23 protein-coding genes and 1 pseudogene are annotated in these 16,952 nt (G+C 62.7%); 13 read left to right on the forward strand and 11 right to left on the reverse strand.

All coding sequences use genetic code 11. From position 1 onward, the window contains the following. Positions 1-139: 139 nt before the first annotated feature. Positions 140-358 (forward strand): YMGG-like glycine zipper-containing protein, encoded by a 219-nt coding sequence (locus PQB87_RS24500; RefSeq protein WP_041489507.1) that lies wholly within the window; start codon positions 140-142, stop codon positions 356-358. A 123-nt stretch (positions 359-481) separates the two neighbouring features. Here PQB87_RS24500 and PQB87_RS24505 read toward each other — a convergent pair whose 3' ends face one another. Further along, positions 482-1,543 (reverse strand): helix-turn-helix domain-containing protein, encoded by a 1,062-nt coding sequence (locus PQB87_RS24505; protein ID WP_226153370.1) that lies wholly within the window; start codon positions 1,541-1,543, stop codon positions 482-484. Between the two features lie 140 nt (positions 1,544-1,683). On the opposite strand from PQB87_RS24505, the gene PQB87_RS24510 reads away from it, so the two are divergent. The 4 genes and pseudogenes from PQB87_RS24510 to PQB87_RS24525 form a co-directional block, all read left to right on the forward strand. Continuing rightward, positions 1,684-2,025: a hypothetical protein gene (locus tag PQB87_RS24510; RefSeq protein WP_153259979.1), complete on the forward strand. Its 342-nt coding sequence runs from the start codon at positions 1,684-1,686 to the stop codon at positions 2,023-2,025. A 189-nt stretch (positions 2,026-2,214) separates the two neighbouring features. Further along, positions 2,215-2,586 carry a hypothetical protein gene (locus PQB87_RS24515; RefSeq protein ID WP_127479540.1) on the forward strand — a complete coding sequence of 124 codons (372 nt, stop codon included), beginning with the start codon at positions 2,215-2,217 and terminating at the stop codon, positions 2,584-2,586. Further along, positions 2,583-2,900 (forward strand): hypothetical protein, encoded by a 318-nt coding sequence (locus PQB87_RS24520; protein ID WP_226153369.1) that lies wholly within the window; start codon positions 2,583-2,585, stop codon positions 2,898-2,900. The genes PQB87_RS24515 and PQB87_RS24520 overlap by 4 nt, the downstream gene beginning before the upstream one ends. A gap of 240 nt (positions 2,901-3,140) precedes the next feature. Continuing rightward, positions 3,141-3,487, forward strand: a pseudogene (locus PQB87_RS24525) (transposase); the annotation flags it as partial. Between the two features lie 174 nt (positions 3,488-3,661). On the opposite strand, the gene PQB87_RS24530 reads toward PQB87_RS24525, so the two are convergent. Together PQB87_RS24530 and PQB87_RS24535 are read right to left on the reverse strand one after the other, a co-directional pair. Beyond that, complete coding sequence (locus PQB87_RS24530) at positions 3,662-3,865, reverse strand: hypothetical protein (RefSeq protein ID WP_006413539.1); 204 nt, start codon at positions 3,863-3,865, stop codon at positions 3,662-3,664. Between the two features lie 140 nt (positions 3,866-4,005). Then, on the reverse strand, positions 4,006-4,707 hold the full coding sequence (locus PQB87_RS24535; RefSeq protein WP_272543436.1) for a Crp/Fnr family transcriptional regulator: 702 nt from the start codon (positions 4,705-4,707) through the stop codon (positions 4,006-4,008). Positions 4,708-5,152: 445 nt separating this feature from the next. On the opposite strand from PQB87_RS24535, the gene PQB87_RS24540 reads away from it, so the two are divergent. Together PQB87_RS24540 and PQB87_RS24545 are read left to right on the forward strand one after the other, a co-directional pair. After that, complete coding sequence (locus tag PQB87_RS24540; RefSeq protein ID WP_041489508.1) at positions 5,153-5,371, forward strand: YMGG-like glycine zipper-containing protein; 219 nt, start codon at positions 5,153-5,155, stop codon at positions 5,369-5,371. Between the two features lie 91 nt (positions 5,372-5,462). Next, positions 5,463-6,644 (forward strand): DesA family fatty acid desaturase, encoded by a 1,182-nt coding sequence (locus PQB87_RS24545; RefSeq protein ID WP_489244091.1) that lies wholly within the window; start codon positions 5,463-5,465, stop codon positions 6,642-6,644. Positions 6,645-6,708: 64 nt separating this feature from the next. Here PQB87_RS24545 and PQB87_RS24550 read toward each other — a convergent pair whose 3' ends face one another. Together PQB87_RS24550 and PQB87_RS24555 are read right to left on the reverse strand one after the other, a co-directional pair. Then, positions 6,709-6,888 (reverse strand): hypothetical protein, encoded by a 180-nt coding sequence (locus PQB87_RS24550; protein ID WP_006413543.1) that lies wholly within the window; start codon positions 6,886-6,888, stop codon positions 6,709-6,711. Between the two features lie 67 nt (positions 6,889-6,955). Beyond that, positions 6,956-7,228: a hypothetical protein gene (locus PQB87_RS24555; RefSeq protein WP_006413577.1), complete on the reverse strand. Its 273-nt coding sequence runs from the start codon at positions 7,226-7,228 to the stop codon at positions 6,956-6,958. Between the two features lie 262 nt (positions 7,229-7,490). Between PQB87_RS24555 and PQB87_RS24560 the strand changes: the two genes are divergently transcribed. Continuing rightward, positions 7,491-7,685: a hypothetical protein gene (locus PQB87_RS24560; protein ID WP_034196223.1), complete on the forward strand. Its 195-nt coding sequence runs from the start codon at positions 7,491-7,493 to the stop codon at positions 7,683-7,685. Between the two features lie 58 nt (positions 7,686-7,743). Further along, the gene (locus PQB87_RS24565) at positions 7,744-8,091 is read left to right on the forward strand and encodes a hypothetical protein (RefSeq protein ID WP_011548858.1); all 348 of its coding nucleotides are present in this window, start codon (positions 7,744-7,746) and stop codon (positions 8,089-8,091) included. 121 nt (positions 8,092-8,212) lie between these two features. Here PQB87_RS24565 and PQB87_RS24570 read toward each other — a convergent pair whose 3' ends face one another. Beyond that, positions 8,213-8,389, reverse strand: coding sequence for a CsbD family protein (locus tag PQB87_RS24570; RefSeq protein WP_027792671.1), 177 nt, complete (start codon positions 8,387-8,389; stop codon positions 8,213-8,215). Between the two features lie 582 nt (positions 8,390-8,971). Here PQB87_RS24570 and PQB87_RS24575 point away from each other — a divergent pair. Beyond that, positions 8,972-9,118, forward strand: a complete 147-nt coding sequence (locus tag PQB87_RS24575; protein ID WP_006413561.1) for a DUF3096 domain-containing protein — start codon at positions 8,972-8,974, stop codon at positions 9,116-9,118. Between the two features lie 411 nt (positions 9,119-9,529). Here PQB87_RS24575 and PQB87_RS24580 read toward each other — a convergent pair whose 3' ends face one another. Beyond that, positions 9,530-10,819, reverse strand: a complete 1,290-nt coding sequence (locus PQB87_RS24580; RefSeq protein ID WP_489244277.1) for a cation:proton antiporter — start codon at positions 10,817-10,819, stop codon at positions 9,530-9,532. A gap of 280 nt (positions 10,820-11,099) precedes the next feature. On the opposite strand from PQB87_RS24580, the gene PQB87_RS24585 reads away from it, so the two are divergent. Then, a complete protein-coding gene (locus PQB87_RS24585; RefSeq protein WP_079999368.1) occupies positions 11,100-11,318 on the forward strand; it encodes a hypothetical protein in 219 nt (72 codons plus the stop codon). Between the two features lie 265 nt (positions 11,319-11,583). Here the strand turns inward: PQB87_RS24585 and tkt are convergent, their stop codons facing one another. The 4 genes from tkt to PQB87_RS24605 all read right to left on the reverse strand — a co-directional run bounded on the left by tkt (position 11,584) and on the right by PQB87_RS24605 (position 15,668). Then, positions 11,584-13,659 carry a transketolase gene (gene tkt, locus PQB87_RS24590; protein ID WP_011548861.1) on the reverse strand — a complete coding sequence of 692 codons (2,076 nt, stop codon included), beginning with the start codon at positions 13,657-13,659 and terminating at the stop codon, positions 11,584-11,586. Between the two features lie 75 nt (positions 13,660-13,734). Continuing rightward, positions 13,735-14,514, reverse strand: coding sequence for a PRC-barrel domain-containing protein (locus PQB87_RS24595; protein WP_011694893.1), 780 nt, complete (start codon positions 14,512-14,514; stop codon positions 13,735-13,737). 323 nt (positions 14,515-14,837) lie between these two features. Beyond that, positions 14,838-15,200 (reverse strand): hypothetical protein, encoded by a 363-nt coding sequence (locus tag PQB87_RS24600; RefSeq protein WP_502291564.1) that lies wholly within the window; start codon positions 15,198-15,200, stop codon positions 14,838-14,840. Positions 15,201-15,290: 90 nt separating this feature from the next. Further along, positions 15,291-15,668: a Spy/CpxP family protein refolding chaperone gene (locus PQB87_RS24605; protein WP_011548864.1), complete on the reverse strand. Its 378-nt coding sequence runs from the start codon at positions 15,666-15,668 to the stop codon at positions 15,291-15,293. Between the two features lie 340 nt (positions 15,669-16,008). On the opposite strand from PQB87_RS24605, the gene PQB87_RS24610 reads away from it, so the two are divergent. Both PQB87_RS24610 and PQB87_RS24615 read left to right on the forward strand, forming a co-directional pair. Continuing rightward, the gene (locus PQB87_RS24610) at positions 16,009-16,191 is read left to right on the forward strand and encodes a hypothetical protein (RefSeq protein WP_011548865.1); all 183 of its coding nucleotides are present in this window, start codon (positions 16,009-16,011) and stop codon (positions 16,189-16,191) included. 244 nt (positions 16,192-16,435) lie between these two features. After that, on the forward strand, positions 16,436-16,864 hold the full coding sequence (locus tag PQB87_RS24615) for a PRC-barrel domain-containing protein (RefSeq protein ID WP_027792673.1): 429 nt from the start codon (positions 16,436-16,438) through the stop codon (positions 16,862-16,864). Positions 16,865-16,952 lie beyond the last annotated feature (88 nt).

The following is a 16,952-nucleotide window of genomic DNA, read 5'->3' on the forward strand; positions in this document are numbered from 1 at the left end:
GGTACGTTAGCGGACCGACTGCGCGCGATCGACCGGCCATCATGAACCGATGTCCCGAATTTCATCGAGATGTCAGCGCATGGGCCTCCGTACGCCGTGCCGGATCAGACGGCGCCGCGGCACCCCAAAGGAGATGATCATGAGAAAGCTAGATTCCGTGGCACTCGAGATGGCGATAGTCACCATGACGATTGTCGTGCTGGCAGGTTGCGGTGGGATGTCTCACCGTGGAACGGACACCGTGATCGGGGCGGGTGTCGGCGGCGTCGCCGGCGCGGTACTGACGGGCGGCAGTGCATTGGGCACGGTGGGCGGCGCGGCCGTCGGCGGGGTGGTCGGCAATCAGGTCGGGAAATAGATCGGGCGTTTTCGGAAGACCCGGTACATGGGCAATTGGGACAGCATGGACATCGACTGGCTGAGAAACGTGTTCGGCAGGCATCCGTGTTATGTCGATGGCGGGACGCAGCCCAGGCAGTACCTACTTTTGCGACAGCAGCCGGTCGCTTTCCTTCTTGACTACCATGTAGCATTCGCACACGCGCCGCTCGAGGGCGCTGCGATCGACGACTTCAATCAATCCGCGCGAATAACGGATGATGCCTTCTTCCTGAAGCCGTTTTGCGGTTTCCGTCACGCTGGCTCTGCGCACGCCGAGCATGTCGGCAATCAGTTCCTGCGTCATCCGCACGTTGCGCGAATCCAGCCGGTCAAGGCTCAGCAGCAGCCAACGGCAGAATTGCTGCGCGATCGAGTGATGGCGATTGCACACGGCCGTCTGCGCCATCTGGGTGATGAGCGCCTGCGTGTAGCGCAGAAACACGCGCTGCAATGCACCGCCGCGCGCGAATTCCTCTTTCACGATCTGTCCGCTCAGGCGGAACGCTTCGCCCGCGCTCTGGACGATGGCCCGGTTCGGCATCGTTTCACCGCCCATGAACAGCGCGACGCCAAGCAGCCCGTCGCGTCCGACCACGGCAATTTCCGCGGACGAACCGTTTTCCATCACGTACAGCATCGAAATGATCGCCGTCGTCGGCAGGTAGACGTGGCTCAGGTGATCGCCCGGTTCATACACCACATGCCCGAGCGGCAGCGCGACCCACGACAGATGGGGCTCGATGCGCTTGCGCTCGTCCATGGGCAATTCGCCGAGAAGATTGTTCGCTACTACGGGCGAGTCGGCCGCGTCGTCCCGCTCTGCGGGCACGACGCCTACTCCCGATCGGATTCGGTCGATGCGCGCAAGAAGCTTTGCATGCTGTGCTGCCTGTGTTTCCCGGTTTTTCTCGGGCAGCAAGCTCGACAGCGACGTACGCAACGTGTCGTGACCCAGTGCATCGAGGATCTTGATCTTGGTCAGGATGCCGAGATCGCTTTTGCCGGTGCGCCATGCCGAGATTTGCGCGCGCGTAAGCCCCAGGCTGTCGGCCAGTTGCGCATCGCTGCCGAACTGCCCCTCGCGCTTCAGTTCGTCGAACAGCTTGCTCCAATCAAATCGCATCGATCGATAGTTAAGTTTGGTGTCAAATTGATTTGACACCACGCCTGGTCGATGAAAAAATACGATGAGCGTTGGTATGTCAAATCCTAGAGACACTTATAGCATAGGCGCCTTCCGTCGTGAAACAGCGTCCGTGCTTCGGGCATTCACGCCGCGCTCGTGCGTTTCACGAGATCCGCATGAGTGATCGCCCGTCTTACATCCGTCTTCCTCCTTCGTTGTCCGACAGTGTTCTCGCCGTTGTGCCACCTTCCGTGGGCGATGACGAATTTGCCGCTCACCAGATCGAATTCATCCAGCGCGTTTTCAGTTATAGCGCTTATCTGCGCGAGCATGCGCGTGAGACGCCCGTCTCCGATTCCTTCCTCATTGCATTCGTTAGCCTGCTCGAGGCGATCGATGCAAATGCCCCCGAGGATGCTCGCCGATGCGCGCGGCAACTGCAGCAAATTCTCCGGATGCTCGTTGATGAGCCCGACGGCAGCCCACCTGAACCGGCTGCACCGCCCGCAATCTGTTGACCGGCTATTCCACGCCGCGCGGCCGCGTGCTGCGCTCGGCGGCAAATCCCGGGCACGGTAGCGGACAGAAGAATTGTTCGCACGATACTAGACTGCTCAAGCACTCAGACGGATCGATCGGCATACCGATTGATGATGATTAAGCCATCCATCGAAGGGTGGCTAAGCGATTGCTGGGGGAGCGGCGACATGAATATCGAAGCACTGGCTGCCCGACTGGCGCAGACGTTCGGTCCGCAGAGTCTGGCCGGACTGGCGCTCGCCGAATTGAAGCGCTGTCGGGCGAATGGCGAGCGTGCGGCCCTCATTCTGGAAAAGGGCACATTTGCCGTTGTGCACGACAGACTCAATCCCGACGATTTGCCCACTACCGTCAGGAAGCCAGCATTCGATTGCAGGGATCGCGTGGATGGCGGTAGCGGCAGACGCTTGCGATACCTCGCGCATTCGAACGGTTACGTCATCGTGTGCTGGACCGAGGGCACGCCTTTCGTTGTAAACGAACGGCACTGGCTTGTGATGAGGGTCTGCTCGCATCGCCATCGGATGTCGCCGGCGTGATCCCCGACCAGGCCGTGCTGCCGCTCGTCGCCACGAAAAGCCGCATCCTCGCCGGCGCGAGCCTCGCGACGTTCGACGCGGAAATCGTGGCGGGGCTTTCGATCGAGACCGTCCGCCTGTGGGCGTCGCTTCCCCGCATGCAGATCGCCGTCCGGAATGACTCCGGGGTTCCCTATCGCATGATCGCCGTCGAATCGATGCGCCAGTGGCACTGCTTGATCCAGTGGTTCCAGGATAACCGGTTCGCGGATGAACTTTCCGGCCGTTGCTTTTCCAGAAACAAATTCGACGCCATCTTCCGCAAGTTAGTGTGACCGGCGCGTCTAGCGGGCAGGGCATCCGTACGATGCCGCCTTCAATCGAACTTGAAAAGGCAATCTTTCTCGATCACTTTACCGCCCTTCATCAAGATGCTTCGCGGAAAATCGTGGAGGGCTTGAGGGCGATTGCGTAATCTGACGCCTGACCTTAAAGGGAGCGGGAAAGATAATTACTCGACCCTAGGCACTTCAGGCGCCGGGTTGCTGGGCGAGTTATTGGTTAAAGCGTGGGGAATGGCCGATCCGATTGGCCGGTGAGTGCTGTGGGTTGGGGGGGATGGATGGCTCGCGCGACACGTTTCGAACCTGCATCGAACAGTTGCCTGAAGGCATCGCCGCGCGCATCGAAACGGTCACCATCGACATGACTACGGCCTATGAGCTGGGGATCAAGGCACAGTGCCCGCAAGCAGAAATCATCATTGATCTGTATCGCGTCGCGGCAAAGTTCTACCGCAAGCCGGCCTGGGCGAAAAAGGCTTGGGAGGCAATGATTCGAACAGGCTCGGGAAAGCGGGATGGCCGCCCTGCAAAAGTTCGCCGGACGTTTGCAGGGCTACTGGCATGGAATCGTGACCCGAACGGAACAGCGCGGATCAAGGCCATTGCCGAATTCTTGATCCGCCTGTGCCAGTAGGCCCGATGCCGGAACGTCGGCGACGTAGCCTGCGGGACGCGCGCACGACAACGCGGAGCGCGAATGTCATGCTCCGCCTGTGTCGGGAGCAACGCCGTATCATGATCACAGTGCGTGCTCAATTCGGCGGATAGGCCATACCCCAGCGCTTTCTCGAATCGGCGATCCGTTGCTTCGCGGTCCGCAATCGTTCTTGCTCGGTCGGGCACGTATGCGTCGGCACTTCGGGCGCGGCGGGCATACCGTCGTCCGTTGCATTGTCCTGCTCGTATTTACGGCGTTGCTGCCCGACAGCGTCGTCTTTCTGCTTGCGGTCGTTCATCTGCCTGCTCCCGTGAATTCGCCTTGCGCGGGCGTATCGGCATCGACGACGCACGCGTGTCGAATACAGGATGACCGGGCCGGACGAAGAAGTCGGTACGATGCCGCGCAGTGTCGGCCAGCGCCGTTGCTGACGGATTCCTAGAGCCGCTTCAGGTCAGGAAGCAGGCGATCGAATTCGCGTTTGACCACGCTGTAGCATTCGCACACACGCTTTTCGAGCCCGGGTCGGTCCAGCACCTCGATATGGCCGTAGTTGTAGCGGATGAGGCCAGCGTCCTGCAGTTTCAATGCCGCTTCCGTCACGCCCGACCTGCGCACGCCCAGCATGTTGGCGATCAGCTCCTGCGTCATGCGCAACTGGTTCGATGGCAGACGGTCGAGGCTGAGCAGCAGCCAGCGACACAGCTGCTGATCGATCGAGTGATGACGGTTGCATACCGCGGTCTGCGCCATCTGCGTGATGAGCGCCTGCGTATAGCGCAACAACAGACGCTGCATCGAGTTGCCGCGCCGGAATTCTTCTTTCAGGACGCTCGCGTCGAGCCGGTAGGCCTGCCCAGCGCTTTGCACGACGGCGCGACTCGGCGTTGTTTCACCACCCATGAACAGCGACACGCCGATCATGCCCTCATGCCCGACGATCGCGATTTCCGCAGACGAGCCATCCTCCATCACGTACAGCAGCGACACGATCGTCGTGGTCGGAAAATAGACGTGATGAAGCTGGCCGCCCGATTCGTACAGCACTTTCCCGAGCGGCATGTCGACGATCGTCAGGTTCGGGATGATGCGTGCAAGCTCGTTCTCCGGCAGTGCGGCAAGCAGGTGATTTTCAGTGATGGGGGGGGATGTCTGGCATGCGTGGTTCCTAGGCTCGCATCTGGCGCGATGGCGTTGTCTGGTCGCTTCGAGCGCAGCGGGGAGTGAGCGGGATTCACTATCGTATCTCGTCGTTCGCAGCTTGACGGTACGGTAGCTGAAAATAAGCCCGATTTCCTGACGAGCCAGGGACGGCCGTGATCGGCAAGGCTCAGGGAGCTGTTCGCCGCGCGATGTCGACTACAAGGAAGTCAGGTCAACGCCGGCTTTGGCGCCGGGCGCGGTGCAAGCGGCGCTTCCGTGAGACGGTCGGCCGGCATCCAGTCCGGTACGTTAGCGGACGGACTTCGCGCGATTTACCCCCCATCGTGATTCGACGTCTCGAATTTCATCGGGACGTCAGCCCAGGGGGGGGCCGCGCGCCGTGCGGGATCGGACAGCGTAGCGGCGACCCGAGGAGATGATCATGAGAAAGCTACATTCCGTGCCGGTCGGGACGGCGATAGTCACCATAACGATGATCGTACTGGCGGGTTGCGGCGACATGTCCCACCGCGGAACGGATACCGTGATCGGGGCGGGTGTCGGCGGCGTCGCCGGTGCGGTCCTGACGGGCGGCAGTGCGTTGGGCACCGTTGGCGGTGCCGTCGTCGGAGGGGTTGTCGGCAATCAGGTCGGGAAATAGGAGGCTCGTCGAAGGGCAGGGAATCGGCACGCGCACGCGTCGTCACGGCGAAGCGTGCGCGGATACCAGTGTGGCGCGGAGTGCGAACGGAATGTCGGCATTTCTTCTGAACGGCGAACTGAGGCTGTCCTGGTTGCAGCTTGCGTGGGTCGTGTTCGTGCTCACGCATGTCACCATCATCAGCGTGACCGTGTACCTGCACCGCTGCCAGGCGCACCGGGCGCTGGATCTGCACCCGTGCATCAGTCACTTCTTCCGGTTCTGGCTGTGGTTGACGACCGGCATGCTGACCTCGCAATGGGTCGCGGTGCATCGCAAGCATCACGCGCGGAGCGAGACCCCGGACGATCCGCATAGCCCGCGAACCCGCGGCCTCGCGACCGTGCTGCTGCGCGGCGCGGAACTGTACCGTGCGGAAGTGCGGAACGAGGAAACGGCGCGCAGATACGGATCGGGGACGCCGGACGACTGGCTCGAACGCCACGTCTATGCCCGCTATCCGAATCTCGGCGTCGGGCTGCTGGTCGTGATCGACGTCGGGCTGTTCGGGTTGCCCGGCGTGGCGGCGTGGGCGATCCAGATGATATGGATTCCGTTCTGGGCCGGTGGCGTGATCAATGGCTTAGGCCATTTCAGCGGCTATCGGAATTTCGCGACACCCGATGCGAGTACCAACCTTTTCCCGCAGGGCATCCTGATCGGCGGCGAAGAGCTGCACAACAATCATCACGCGTACGTGACGTCCGCCAGGCTGTCGAATCGCTGGTTCGAGTTCGATATCGGCTGGGCGTACATCCGCCTGCTGGCGGCATTGCGGCTGGCGACCGTTCGGCGAGTCGCAACGCAGCCGCGCCTGCTCCCGGTCAAGGCAGTCGCCGACGACGCGACGCTGCAAGCGGTCATCCGCAACCGGCATGCGGTGATGGCCGCCTTTGCGCGCACGCTCGAGTCCGCCTGCCGGCGGGAACTGCGCCGCGTCGAGGACATGAGTCGAGACGACAAGCGCGCGTTCGCGCTCGGCATGAAACACTGGCTGCGCCAGGCCTGGGGCCATCGGAACAAGCCCGACCTGCGCGTGCTGACGAGCCCCAATGCCAACCGGCGAATACGCGTGTACGTGGATATTTACGACGCGTTGCTCGAGCTATGGACGTGGCCACACGCGTCGCACGAGCAATTGCTGGCTCAGTTACAGGATTGGTGCCGCTGCGCGGAGCAGAGCGGCATCGACGCTATCGCCGAATTCTCGATACACCTGCGCCGGTATGCGTGATCCCGGCCCGCCCGCGACCTGCGGTGCGGGACCGGTGTGCCACGGCGCGTGGCGCATCCGTCGCTCATCTCGCCCGATTGTCGGGGCGCAAATAACGCCACTTGCTCGCATTGGAGTTGATGCCGGCATCCTGACGGATGCGCTTTTCGGCGCGTTCGACATCGGCACGCGCGAGATCGTCCCGCTGTTTTTTCCGGGTCGCGTCATCGCGCCGGTCGATCGAGGTGCTTGAGTAATATTTCATGGATCGCTCCTGAGTGAGATGTGCTCGCGTCGCGAGACGCCGCATCGAGTCCGATGCGGCGGATGGATCAGATCGCCGTAGGGGCGATTCTGCCGTCGACGATGTCCTTGCCGAATTGCATCGCCAGATCGAGGGCGAGCGCCGCCGTTTGCGGAGCGCCATGCTCGAAAATGGTCGAGTAACGCGGCGCCGTTGCCGAGGTCGACGGAATCGTGTCGATGCGTACGATTGAACCGAAACGTTTCGGACCGGGGGCGTGGGGATCGCCGAACGGCGGGAAAAGCATTTGTGAATAGACGCGGAGTTCACGGCCGCGATATTCGAGAGTGGGAATGGTCATGATGTGCTCCTGACAGAGCGACCGTTGGCGCCGAAGGATTCGAGGGCGCCGATGCCTTGACAACGAACCGGCAGGTCTCTGTAGTGTGCGCGTTCAAAACCGGTTGCGCAATAAAAATATCGGATACCGAATCATATTGTCGATTCAGGTTGATCATCTGGCGTCAGCGAGGTGCCGCAAAACCTGCGTCCAAATAGTCGATACCGTACAGACCCGCGCGTGTCGCTCGGTTCAACATAAAGTCAATACCGAGGAGGCCGCCATGTGCATCCCACTTTCACCCGAGGTTGTCGAGACCCTCAAATCGCTTGATCGGATTCCCGATTCACAAGCCGATATTCCACGCGTCATAGCCGATGAACTGTTGACTCACGGGCTTGCATACGAGTCGCGCACCGGCGGTTCGATCAACATGACCGCCGCAGGCCGGCTGTGGCTGAATCGGTGCGCCGATTAGCGCGCACGCGTCGACCGGGTTTTTCCTGTACAACGATCCATGGACCCATGAGGCAACGATGAAAATCCAATCTACACGATGGTTTACGCTGGACCAATATGCGCCTGTGCGCGACGGATGGTATGAGGTTCGACTGGTGAGCGGAGACACGGCGTTTGCGAAGTTCGGCGACGGCGAATGGACGGAAAAGCCGATGCTCACCTTTACGCGCTGGCGAGGCTTGTGTTCCGATCCGGCCAAGTCGAGCGACCAGGAGACGCTTGCAGTGGATGCGACCGCAGATGCGACCGCGGCGAAAGGTGTCCGGGACGCGTGGGACACGTTCTTTCCCGGCGTGGGAGACGCGCAGCACAAGCCGCTTGCCGACGTGCACAGCGACCACCCTCGACGCATTGCGATATCTTGAAGGTCGGTCGGGAAGCGGGTAGCGCCGGATGTTGCCTGCACGCGCCGTCAACATCCGGTGAATTCGCGTCACGTTGCCCGATCGCGCGGTGCGATAGAACCGAACCGTTCGCGTGAGCATCCTACGGCCGCTTCCTGAGTTGCTCCTTCGCGTCACCGAATGACGCTTGCGTCTTTCCGATGACCTGTTCGACCTTGCCCTGCATCCTGGTCGATCGATTTCCCATGATTCTGCCGACCATTTCCTTCAGTTTGCCCTTCGCTTCCGCGATGCGGCCTCTCATCTGATCCCTGTTCATCATCTTGCTCCTTGACATGGATCGCATGTTTCACCGGTACGAAATCCTGAACCATCGAAGCGTCGTACTGGTGCTTCGGCGCGCGACAATCAGGATGCCGGAATACAGGTTGAGCGCGTTCGTGACGGAAGTCGGTACGATGCCGTACGTGAACCGGCACCGCCACGCGAGCAGGTGTATGCGGGCGGCTCCCGGGTCGATCGCTGCGAAGGGTGGTTGTCTGTTTTTACATGCTTGGTACGCTTTCGTACCGCATTCACGTTCGCCAGTGTGTAGCGTCGGGGATATCCACGAACTGCCTGAGGCGAATCATGCAGCGAAAAACACTTACATGAGGTACGCAGGGATCGCGTCTTGCTATCTGCGTCGTGGTGCAGGGATGCACGACGACCGGCACATCCGACGCGAGCGGCCGCCAGATCGACGAATGCCACATCACCGCCGCCGGCGTCGGCTCGCTCCTTGCGCGCTCTTGCGCGACCGCCAAGAGCCCGCGTGTCGCCTGGGTCAAGTCGCTGTAACGAGCATCGGAGGCAGCGCGGATTCGTATCCATCTGTCGTTTTCAATCTTGCGGAGGGCATATGCACATCCTCACGAGCGCGGGCCCACTGGTTTCGCTGATCGCCGGCATTCTGATTCTCGTCGTGCCACGGCTGTTGAATTACATCGTTGCGATCTACCTGATCGTCATCGGGTTGCTCGGTTTGTTCGGAGGGCATCTCCACTGAACCGGGTCCCGTCACCCGAAAAAGCAGGTGACGAACTTCGCAGGTGGTACCCACGATCGTCGGCTCGTCGGTGTCGACAGGTCGATCCGTCGCGCGGTGCCGTGCGTCCGGTACGTCGCCGGACATACTCCACGCCCGCGTCCGCCTACCTTGATATCGAAAGAGTCGATGCACGTCCCGAACCGGGTGCATCGCGCACGAGCCCTGCATGAAGAAGCAGGACGACTTCCGTCCGGGGAACTCCGACATTCGAGAGGCGACACCGCGAGTTTCGACGCGACCGGCGACGAACAGCGCGTGCGCGCGTCGACGTGGAATCGCTCGGGAGCGTATCGACGGAAACATCGGTTCGATTGCATTCGGCGAGGCCATCGATGCCCACGCATCGCGTCACTACGCCCGTCCTGGGTCTCACGCATAACGACGCATCAGCGGCGCGGCTGAAATGCCGTGCAGCACGATCGACACGGCGATGATGGCCAGTACCCACGGAACCAGCGGCAACAGTTGCGCGCGCGGCTCTTGCTCGATGGCCAGCATCAGGTAATACAGGGAACCCACGCCGCGAATGCCGAACCAGCTGATCAGCCGGCGCTGGTGGTGCGACGCCCGGGAGCCGATCAGCGCAAGCTGGGTGGCGGCCGGCCGGATGACGAACAGCAGTGTCGCGACCACGGCCGCGCCCGCCCAGGTGAGCATGTCAGCCCAATACCGTGAGACGAGCGCGCCGATCAGCAGGATCAGGACGGCTTCGACGATGTGTTCAAGCTCGATTGTGAATCCCATGACCGATTCCGCGACGAAGGCATGGGCTTTGTCGGGATCGGTGGCGGTGGCTTCGACATCCTCGCTGTTCACGACGCCGACCGTCTCCTTCGACGTCTTCTGGCCGCTCGTTCGATGTTCGACGCGCCGCATCGCGACGCCCGCCGCGAACACGGCCAGGAACCCGTAGCCATGAATGGCGAGCGCCATACCGTACGACAGCATGATCAGGCCGAGCGCGAAGAACCCTTCGAGGCCGAGCGCCTGGCCGTGACGGCTGCGCAGGAATGCGACGAGCCGGGCCGTGACGAAGCCGAGCAGCCAGCCTGCGCCCGCACCAGACGCGATACCCCATGCAATGCCGCCGACCATGCTCCAGTGAACCGCCGACGTCGTGCCGGAACCGCACAAAAGCATGCCGAGTACCGCGCACGGGTAGGCCGTGCCGTCGTTGATCCCACCTTCGGCGGACAACGAAAAACGTACCAGCTCGACGTCACCCGCGTCGCGCACGCCGACGTCATGAGCGAGCACGGGGTCGGTCGGCGCGATCATCGCGCCGAGAAGTACCGCGACACCGAGATTCAAATTCAGCACCAGCACGCCGAGCGCGGCGATCGACGCCACGGTGAAGATCATTGCGACGACGCCGAGCCGCAGCGGCAGCATCCAGCGGGGATCGGCGGGCGGGACACGCAGCCTCAGGCCGATCGCGAACAGCGAGATCAGCAAGCCGATTTCGGCAGCAATGCGCAAGTTCGTGACGTCGTCCGGCAATTTCAGCGACAGGAAGCCGGTGCCGGCCGGTCCGACCAGAAAGCCGATCCCGAGATACACCATGGCCGCACTCAGCGGCAGGCGCTTAAGCGACGATCCGATGAGTCCCATGAAAATCAGCAGGGCTCCGAAGATGAGGCATCCGATCGTTTCGGTCACTTTGCATACCTCGCATGGATCACGTTGTGCTCGCCGCGTGTCGGCCGCAGGTCGCCATGCGGCGTCGTGGAGGGTGGTGCGCGGCACGCACGGGACGGCTCGCGCCGGACGGGGCGCCGATGCCCCCGCGCCCGTCGCACAGTATCGCGCCAGGCGCCTGCATTGCGGCCGTCGCTGCCGGGAAGTGCCCCGCGCGCATGCGATGTACGGTAGCGGGCAGAGCGGCGCAGTGCTTCGGCATAGACTGTCCGCCGTTCCTCACGACAACCGGAGCATTGCCATGGCCCACACAGCAATCGAGGAAGACCTCCGTTCACTCGAACGACTCATTGCACGCGTCGCCCCCGGTGAGCCTGCGCCATGGGCACTCTGGCGAATTAGGCTGGAATCGATTCTCGAACACGGCAGTCCGACGCCATCTGAACGCATGCATTTCGTCAGCATCATCGCCCTTATTCTCATGCTCGAGCGCCGAGCCGGCAAGCCCGCCACCGCTTGAGCATGGCGGGTGGCGGAATGGGCGGCGCTTCGCGCGTTCGGTTGGTTGTGGAAGGTCCCGGCGCCCGCCGTCCGCCACGCGCATGCCGGCAGTCACGGCCCGTGCGCGAACGAGAATGCGCCAGTGCCTCATACAGGAGAGCGGAGCGGATCACGTGGCGCATCGTGCCCGATGCCCAGTCGATGGTCGACGCGGTACTCGAAGCCGGTATGTGCCATGCCAGCTGCGGCCCGAACGGTTGATACGCGTACGGGCCGTCCACGGATCAGGCGAGCAGTTTCAGTGCGTGATCGCAGACGTTCTCGACCGTGAAGCCGAAATCTCGCATCAGCTCGGCGCCCGGCGCCGACGCGCCGAAACCCGCGATGCCGAGTACGTCGCCACGATCGCCGACATAGCGGTGCCAGCCTTGTGACACACCCGCTTCGATCGCCAGCCGCGCGCCGACCGACTTCGGCAGTACGGCGTCCTGATATGGCTGGGGCTGAGCGTCGAATAATCTCCAACAGGGCAGCGACACCACCCGAACCGCTACGCCGCGCGCGAGCAATTCGACTTGTGCCGCCAGCGCGAGCGTGACTTCCGAGCCCGTCGCGATCAGGATCAGCGTGGGGTGGCCATCGGGAGCATCGGCCAAGACGTAGCCGCCACGCCGCAAGCCCTCGGCCGGCGCGAACCGGAGGCGATCGATGGTCGGCACGTCCTGGCGGGTCAGTACCAGCGCAGTCGGTCGCTCCCGCGCTTCGAGCGCCACACGCCACGCGACGGCGGTTTCATTGGCATCGGCCGGTCGAATCACCAGCAGGCCCGGGACCGCACGCAGTCCGGCAAGCTGCTCCATCGGCTGATGTGTCGCACCGTCCTCGCCGACGGCGAGACTGTCGTGCGTGAACACGTAGATCACCTGCAGACGCATCAATGCGGCGAGCCGGATCGGCGGACGCATGTAGTCGGAAAAGATCAGAAAGGTCGCGCCGAATGGCCGGATGCCGCCGTGGGCCGCCAAGCCGTTCAGGATCGCGCCCATCGCATGCTCGCGCACGCCGAAATGCAGATTGCGGCCGCTACGGCTCCAGCCGCCGCCGTCGGACCCTTGTCGGTCGAGCGCGTTCACGCCGGCGGCCTCGAAATCGCCGAGCCCGATTAGCGCGGTGAAGGTGGAGGGGTTTAGGTCGGCGGAGCCGCCGACCAGCGACGGGACGCGGGAGGCGAGGGCGTTCAACACCTTGCCGGATGCGACCCGCGTCGCCATGCCTTTCGGATCGGCCGGAAAGACCGGGATATCGCGGTCCCAACCGTCGGGCAGCTTGCCGTGCACAGTGTTCAGCAGCATCCGAGCCAGCTCGGGGAACGCGCGCGTATAGGCCTCGAACCGCGCGTTCCACTGCTCTTCCCGTACTCGCCCCTCCGCCAGCGCCCGGCGAAAATGCGCGAGCGCCGGTGGGGGAATATGAAACGCGGGATCGGGCGGCCAGCCGAGGTTGTGCTTGGTCAGGCGCACCTCGGCATCGCCGAGTGGCGATCCGTGAGCCTGGTACGTGTCTTGCCGGTTGGGCGAGCCATAGCCGAGATGCGTGCGCACGAGGATCAACGACGGACGTCGCTGCTCGGCGCGTGCGTTGACCAGCGCCGCATCGATGGCGGCCAGGTCGTTGCCGTCTTCGACCGTTTCGGTATGCCAGCCGTAGGCGTCGAACCGTTGTGCGCGATCTTCGGTGAAGGTGATCGCGGTGCCGGCGGACAGCGTGACGCGATTATCGTCGTACAGGCAGATCAGCTTGCCGAGCTGGAGATGGCCGGCAAGCGATGCCGCTTCCGCCGCGACGCCTTCCATCAGGTCGCCGTCGCTGACGAGTGCGTAGGTGCGGTGATCCACGATCTCGAAGCCGGGACGGTTGTAGCACGCGGCGAGCTGCGTTTCCGCCATCGCCATGCCGACGGCGTTGGCGAAACCCTGGCCGAGCGGGCCGGTCGTCGTCTCGACACCCGGAGTGAGGCCGCGCTCCGGATGGCCGGGCGTGAGGCTGCCCGATTGCCGGAAGCGGCCGATCTGATCGAGCGGCAGGTCGTAGCCGGTGAGGTGGAGCAGGCTGTACAACAGCATCGATCCATGTCCGGCCGACAGGATGAAGCGATCGCGATCGAACCATGCCGGATTGGCCGGGTGATGCTTGAGATGACGCATCCATAGCGCATAGGCCATCGGCGCGGCGCCGAGCGGCAGGCCTGGATGGCCGCTCGCCGCTTTCTGCACGGCATCGATCGACAGGAAGCGCAGCGTATTGATGCAGAGCGCATCGAGTGCCGCCCCTTGGATTGACGGGAAATCGGTTGAGGTCATGCAACTGCTCCTTGGCGTTCGGTCACGCAACATCCCAAACGGGATGGTGGTTGCGTTGACGGCCCGTCGTCCGCGTTATCGGTCTCGGGGCCAGTAGCCGTGCTTGCCGTAGAATTCGTGCAACTCGATTTCGTAGCTTCGATGCACGAGCTGCGAGTCGTCGTAGGGAGGGCTGCGGCGGATCGCGTCGCGCGTGAGCGTGGCCGACACCGTTTCCGTATGCCATTCCACCTGGTCAAGCCAGTGCGTCGCGATCAGGACTTCCTTGCCGGTCGACCACCAGCTCGACGTGTCGATCGCCAGATAGCGGATCACCCAGGCTTCATCGTCGTAAATGAAGTCGGACACGTGACCGATATGTCCGTCCGTGGCTTCGAGCCGATATCCGTCGACCTCGCCGGTGCTGCGCAAATGCGTATCCGCCGGCGCACTGGCCGGCGCGCCGTGCGAGAACAGCGGGTCGCCGGCATCGAGATCCTGCGACGGTCCGGCCGGATCGAAAGCCGGGTAAGCACCCATCCCCCAAAGGTTCGGGCCGCCCCAGTAAGTCGGGTAGTTGTAGTAACGCAGGTACTCGATCTCGTGCTGGCGCGATACCGGCTTGTGCGTGTCCAGATTCGGGCTGTCTCTCACCTGCTCTTGCGACAGACTGACATATAGCGTGCGGAATTCGGGATGTGTTACGGAATATGGCGAGATTAGAACCCGTCTGTCGTGCAGCCAGTCGCCCGTCTCGACGACGAGGTAGCGAATACACCAGTTGTCGTCGTCGAAGTAGGCCTGGTTAATGTGCCCGATATCGCCGTCCTTCGCTCGAACCGTGTCTCCGTGCAACCTTCGGATGCTTCGCAACATGATGTCCTCGTCAGAGCGATGCCCGGCACTTCGGTGATCCGGCTGACCTGCCTGCCGTGCAGTGGTATCCAGCCGTTCGCCCGCCGATGCGGAGCGATGCCTGCCAAGCGCGTCCCCTCGGGTGGCCGGCATGATTGAGACGCTACACGCGACGAATGCCCGATGCGGTACGAAACCGTACAATGCGCGCACGGGCGCGAACCGCCCCTCCCGGCATGTCGCGACACCTCCTCGCCAGCTTCGTCATCAGGATCACGAAGCAGTGAGGATCGCCACATCCACGTGCCGCCAGGTGTACCCGTCCGCCGGACTGGATTCGTACGTCAACGCAGCCGCAGCGGGATGAACAGCGAGACGCCGGGCGCCGGTGCCGGCTCGTAAACCATCGGAGGCGCGGCATAAGCGTCATCCTCGCCATCGTAATAGCCGTCGCCTCCATGCCGGTGATGGTCGTAGTAGCGACCGCCCTGATGCGTCATGCGCGCGTGATTGCCCTTGTCCCAGCCGTGATTCATTCTCTCCGCATGCAACTGCGGTGCAACGACAAGGCAGCCGAACGCAACGATCATGCCGACGAGCCGCGTGCCTGATCTCGGCGCCACCGTGTTTCGACGTGCGTGTCCGGCAGAAACGTCCATCATGTTCTCCCGTGTACGATCCGAAATCTGCCGGTCAGCGGCTGTCATCGACAGTCGGTATCGGCAGAAGGTCCGGAACTATTGCTCCTTGATCAGGTGGCGACCGTTGCCGCGGAAAATCGCATTCGCGTTCTGCTTTTACGTATCGGACATCTTGTCGTAAAGCGGCTGAAACGCCGTGGTCAGCTTTTTGACGCCATCTGCGTGCACGTTGGTGACTTCGCCATAGGAATGAAGATCGCCCATCGCGCTCATGTCGTTCGCGTGATCGCTACGTGCCTTCCTGAGCGATTCCATCGCGTTCGCGTTGTCGCGCATCACCTGCGCCACCGGCTGCCACAGCGATTCCTGGCCAGGCGTGATGCCAAGCCGCTGGTGCAGGCTGTTGATGCGCCCGTCGATCGACCTTTGCGCCGCCACGGGCATGATGTGGGGCGGTGCTTGATCCGGTGCGGAGCCGCGGGCATTCGAGAGTGAGGGGAAGACGGCCGCGCCGAGGGCGACTGTCGCCGCCACGGAGAACTCGCCGGCAATCTGTCGGGGGAGAGCGAGAAGAACGAGTGTCGTGGCGGATCCTGGTGAAAAATTGGGAAGAAGTCGACGTACCGCGACGCATCCGGTCGGCGGCGAATTTCGGCCCGGTAGCCCAGCTATACGCGGGATGCGCGGGCTCAGTCTGTCCGATGCCGGACGGTTTGCCGGTGTACGTGGCCGTTTCGCGATGTCCGGCGGATCACGCTCGCACCGGGCGGAATATTCCAATCGGGCCTATGCTGGCATCGTGACCGGAGGCGTTTCACGCTGGTGGGCCAGATGAATCCGGCCCGATCCGACCATCAACTCCACGGAGGCGGTTATGCGCAGCAGGTATCGAGAGCAGCATACGAACGGTGGCAAGAGCGAGCGCAATGTCGACGAGGCGGTGGAGGGGACGTTCCCCGCCAGCGATCCGCCGTCGATCGGTGGTGTCACGAGGATGATCTCCCGCCCGGCCCATCGAAAGCATCACCGGAAGTCGTTGCACATCAAGCACCGCTAGCGCAGGGGCAGCGCCCTGCGAGACTACGAAGGATCGAGTCGTCGCCGGTATTCGGCGATATCGATAAGCGTGGCGGAATCGGTCGGAGCGTCGGCGAGCCAATATTCCCGAGGTGCTCGGGTACGGAACCGTACCGACTTCCAATGCCGGTGCGCGCAGCGTTTCCTCGTGCGTCGAGTGCCGCTTTCGATGTCGAGGCCGTGTACGAGACGGATATTCCCGGAACTTGTCCAAGGAGGACATCATGAGGATGCTCCACACCCCCGACCGATCCGGGGATGACGGCAACGGGGGCAAGCTCGTCGAACGCGATGCTGGCGATGAACCCGGTCATATGGTGACGACCGCCGATGTCCTGAGGGGCAGCAAGATCATCGCGTCGGACGGTGAGGATATCGGCAACGTGTTCGACATCGTGCTCGATTTGCACCACGGCAAAATTGCCTACGCGGTAGCGTCCAGCGGCGGCATGGGCGAGATGCTTTGTGCCATTCCGTGGAGTGCGATGAAATACGATGTCGGTGACAAATGTTTCCACCTGGACGTGACCGCCGCGCATGTCAAAAGCACCCCTGGCTTCGACGACGAGCATTGGCCGGTGATGACGCAATCGCAGTGGGGATTGTCGCTTCACCAGTACTACAATCGGGCGCCGTACTGGGTCGTCGGATGAGGCGAGGTTGGCGGCAAGGTGTCGATCGGCCGCTTCCGGGCCTTCTCGGGCATCGAGTGCAGTTGCGGGGAAGGCCGGCACGATGCGG

The sequence above is a fragment of the Burkholderia sp. KL41 genome (assembly GCF_057005415.2).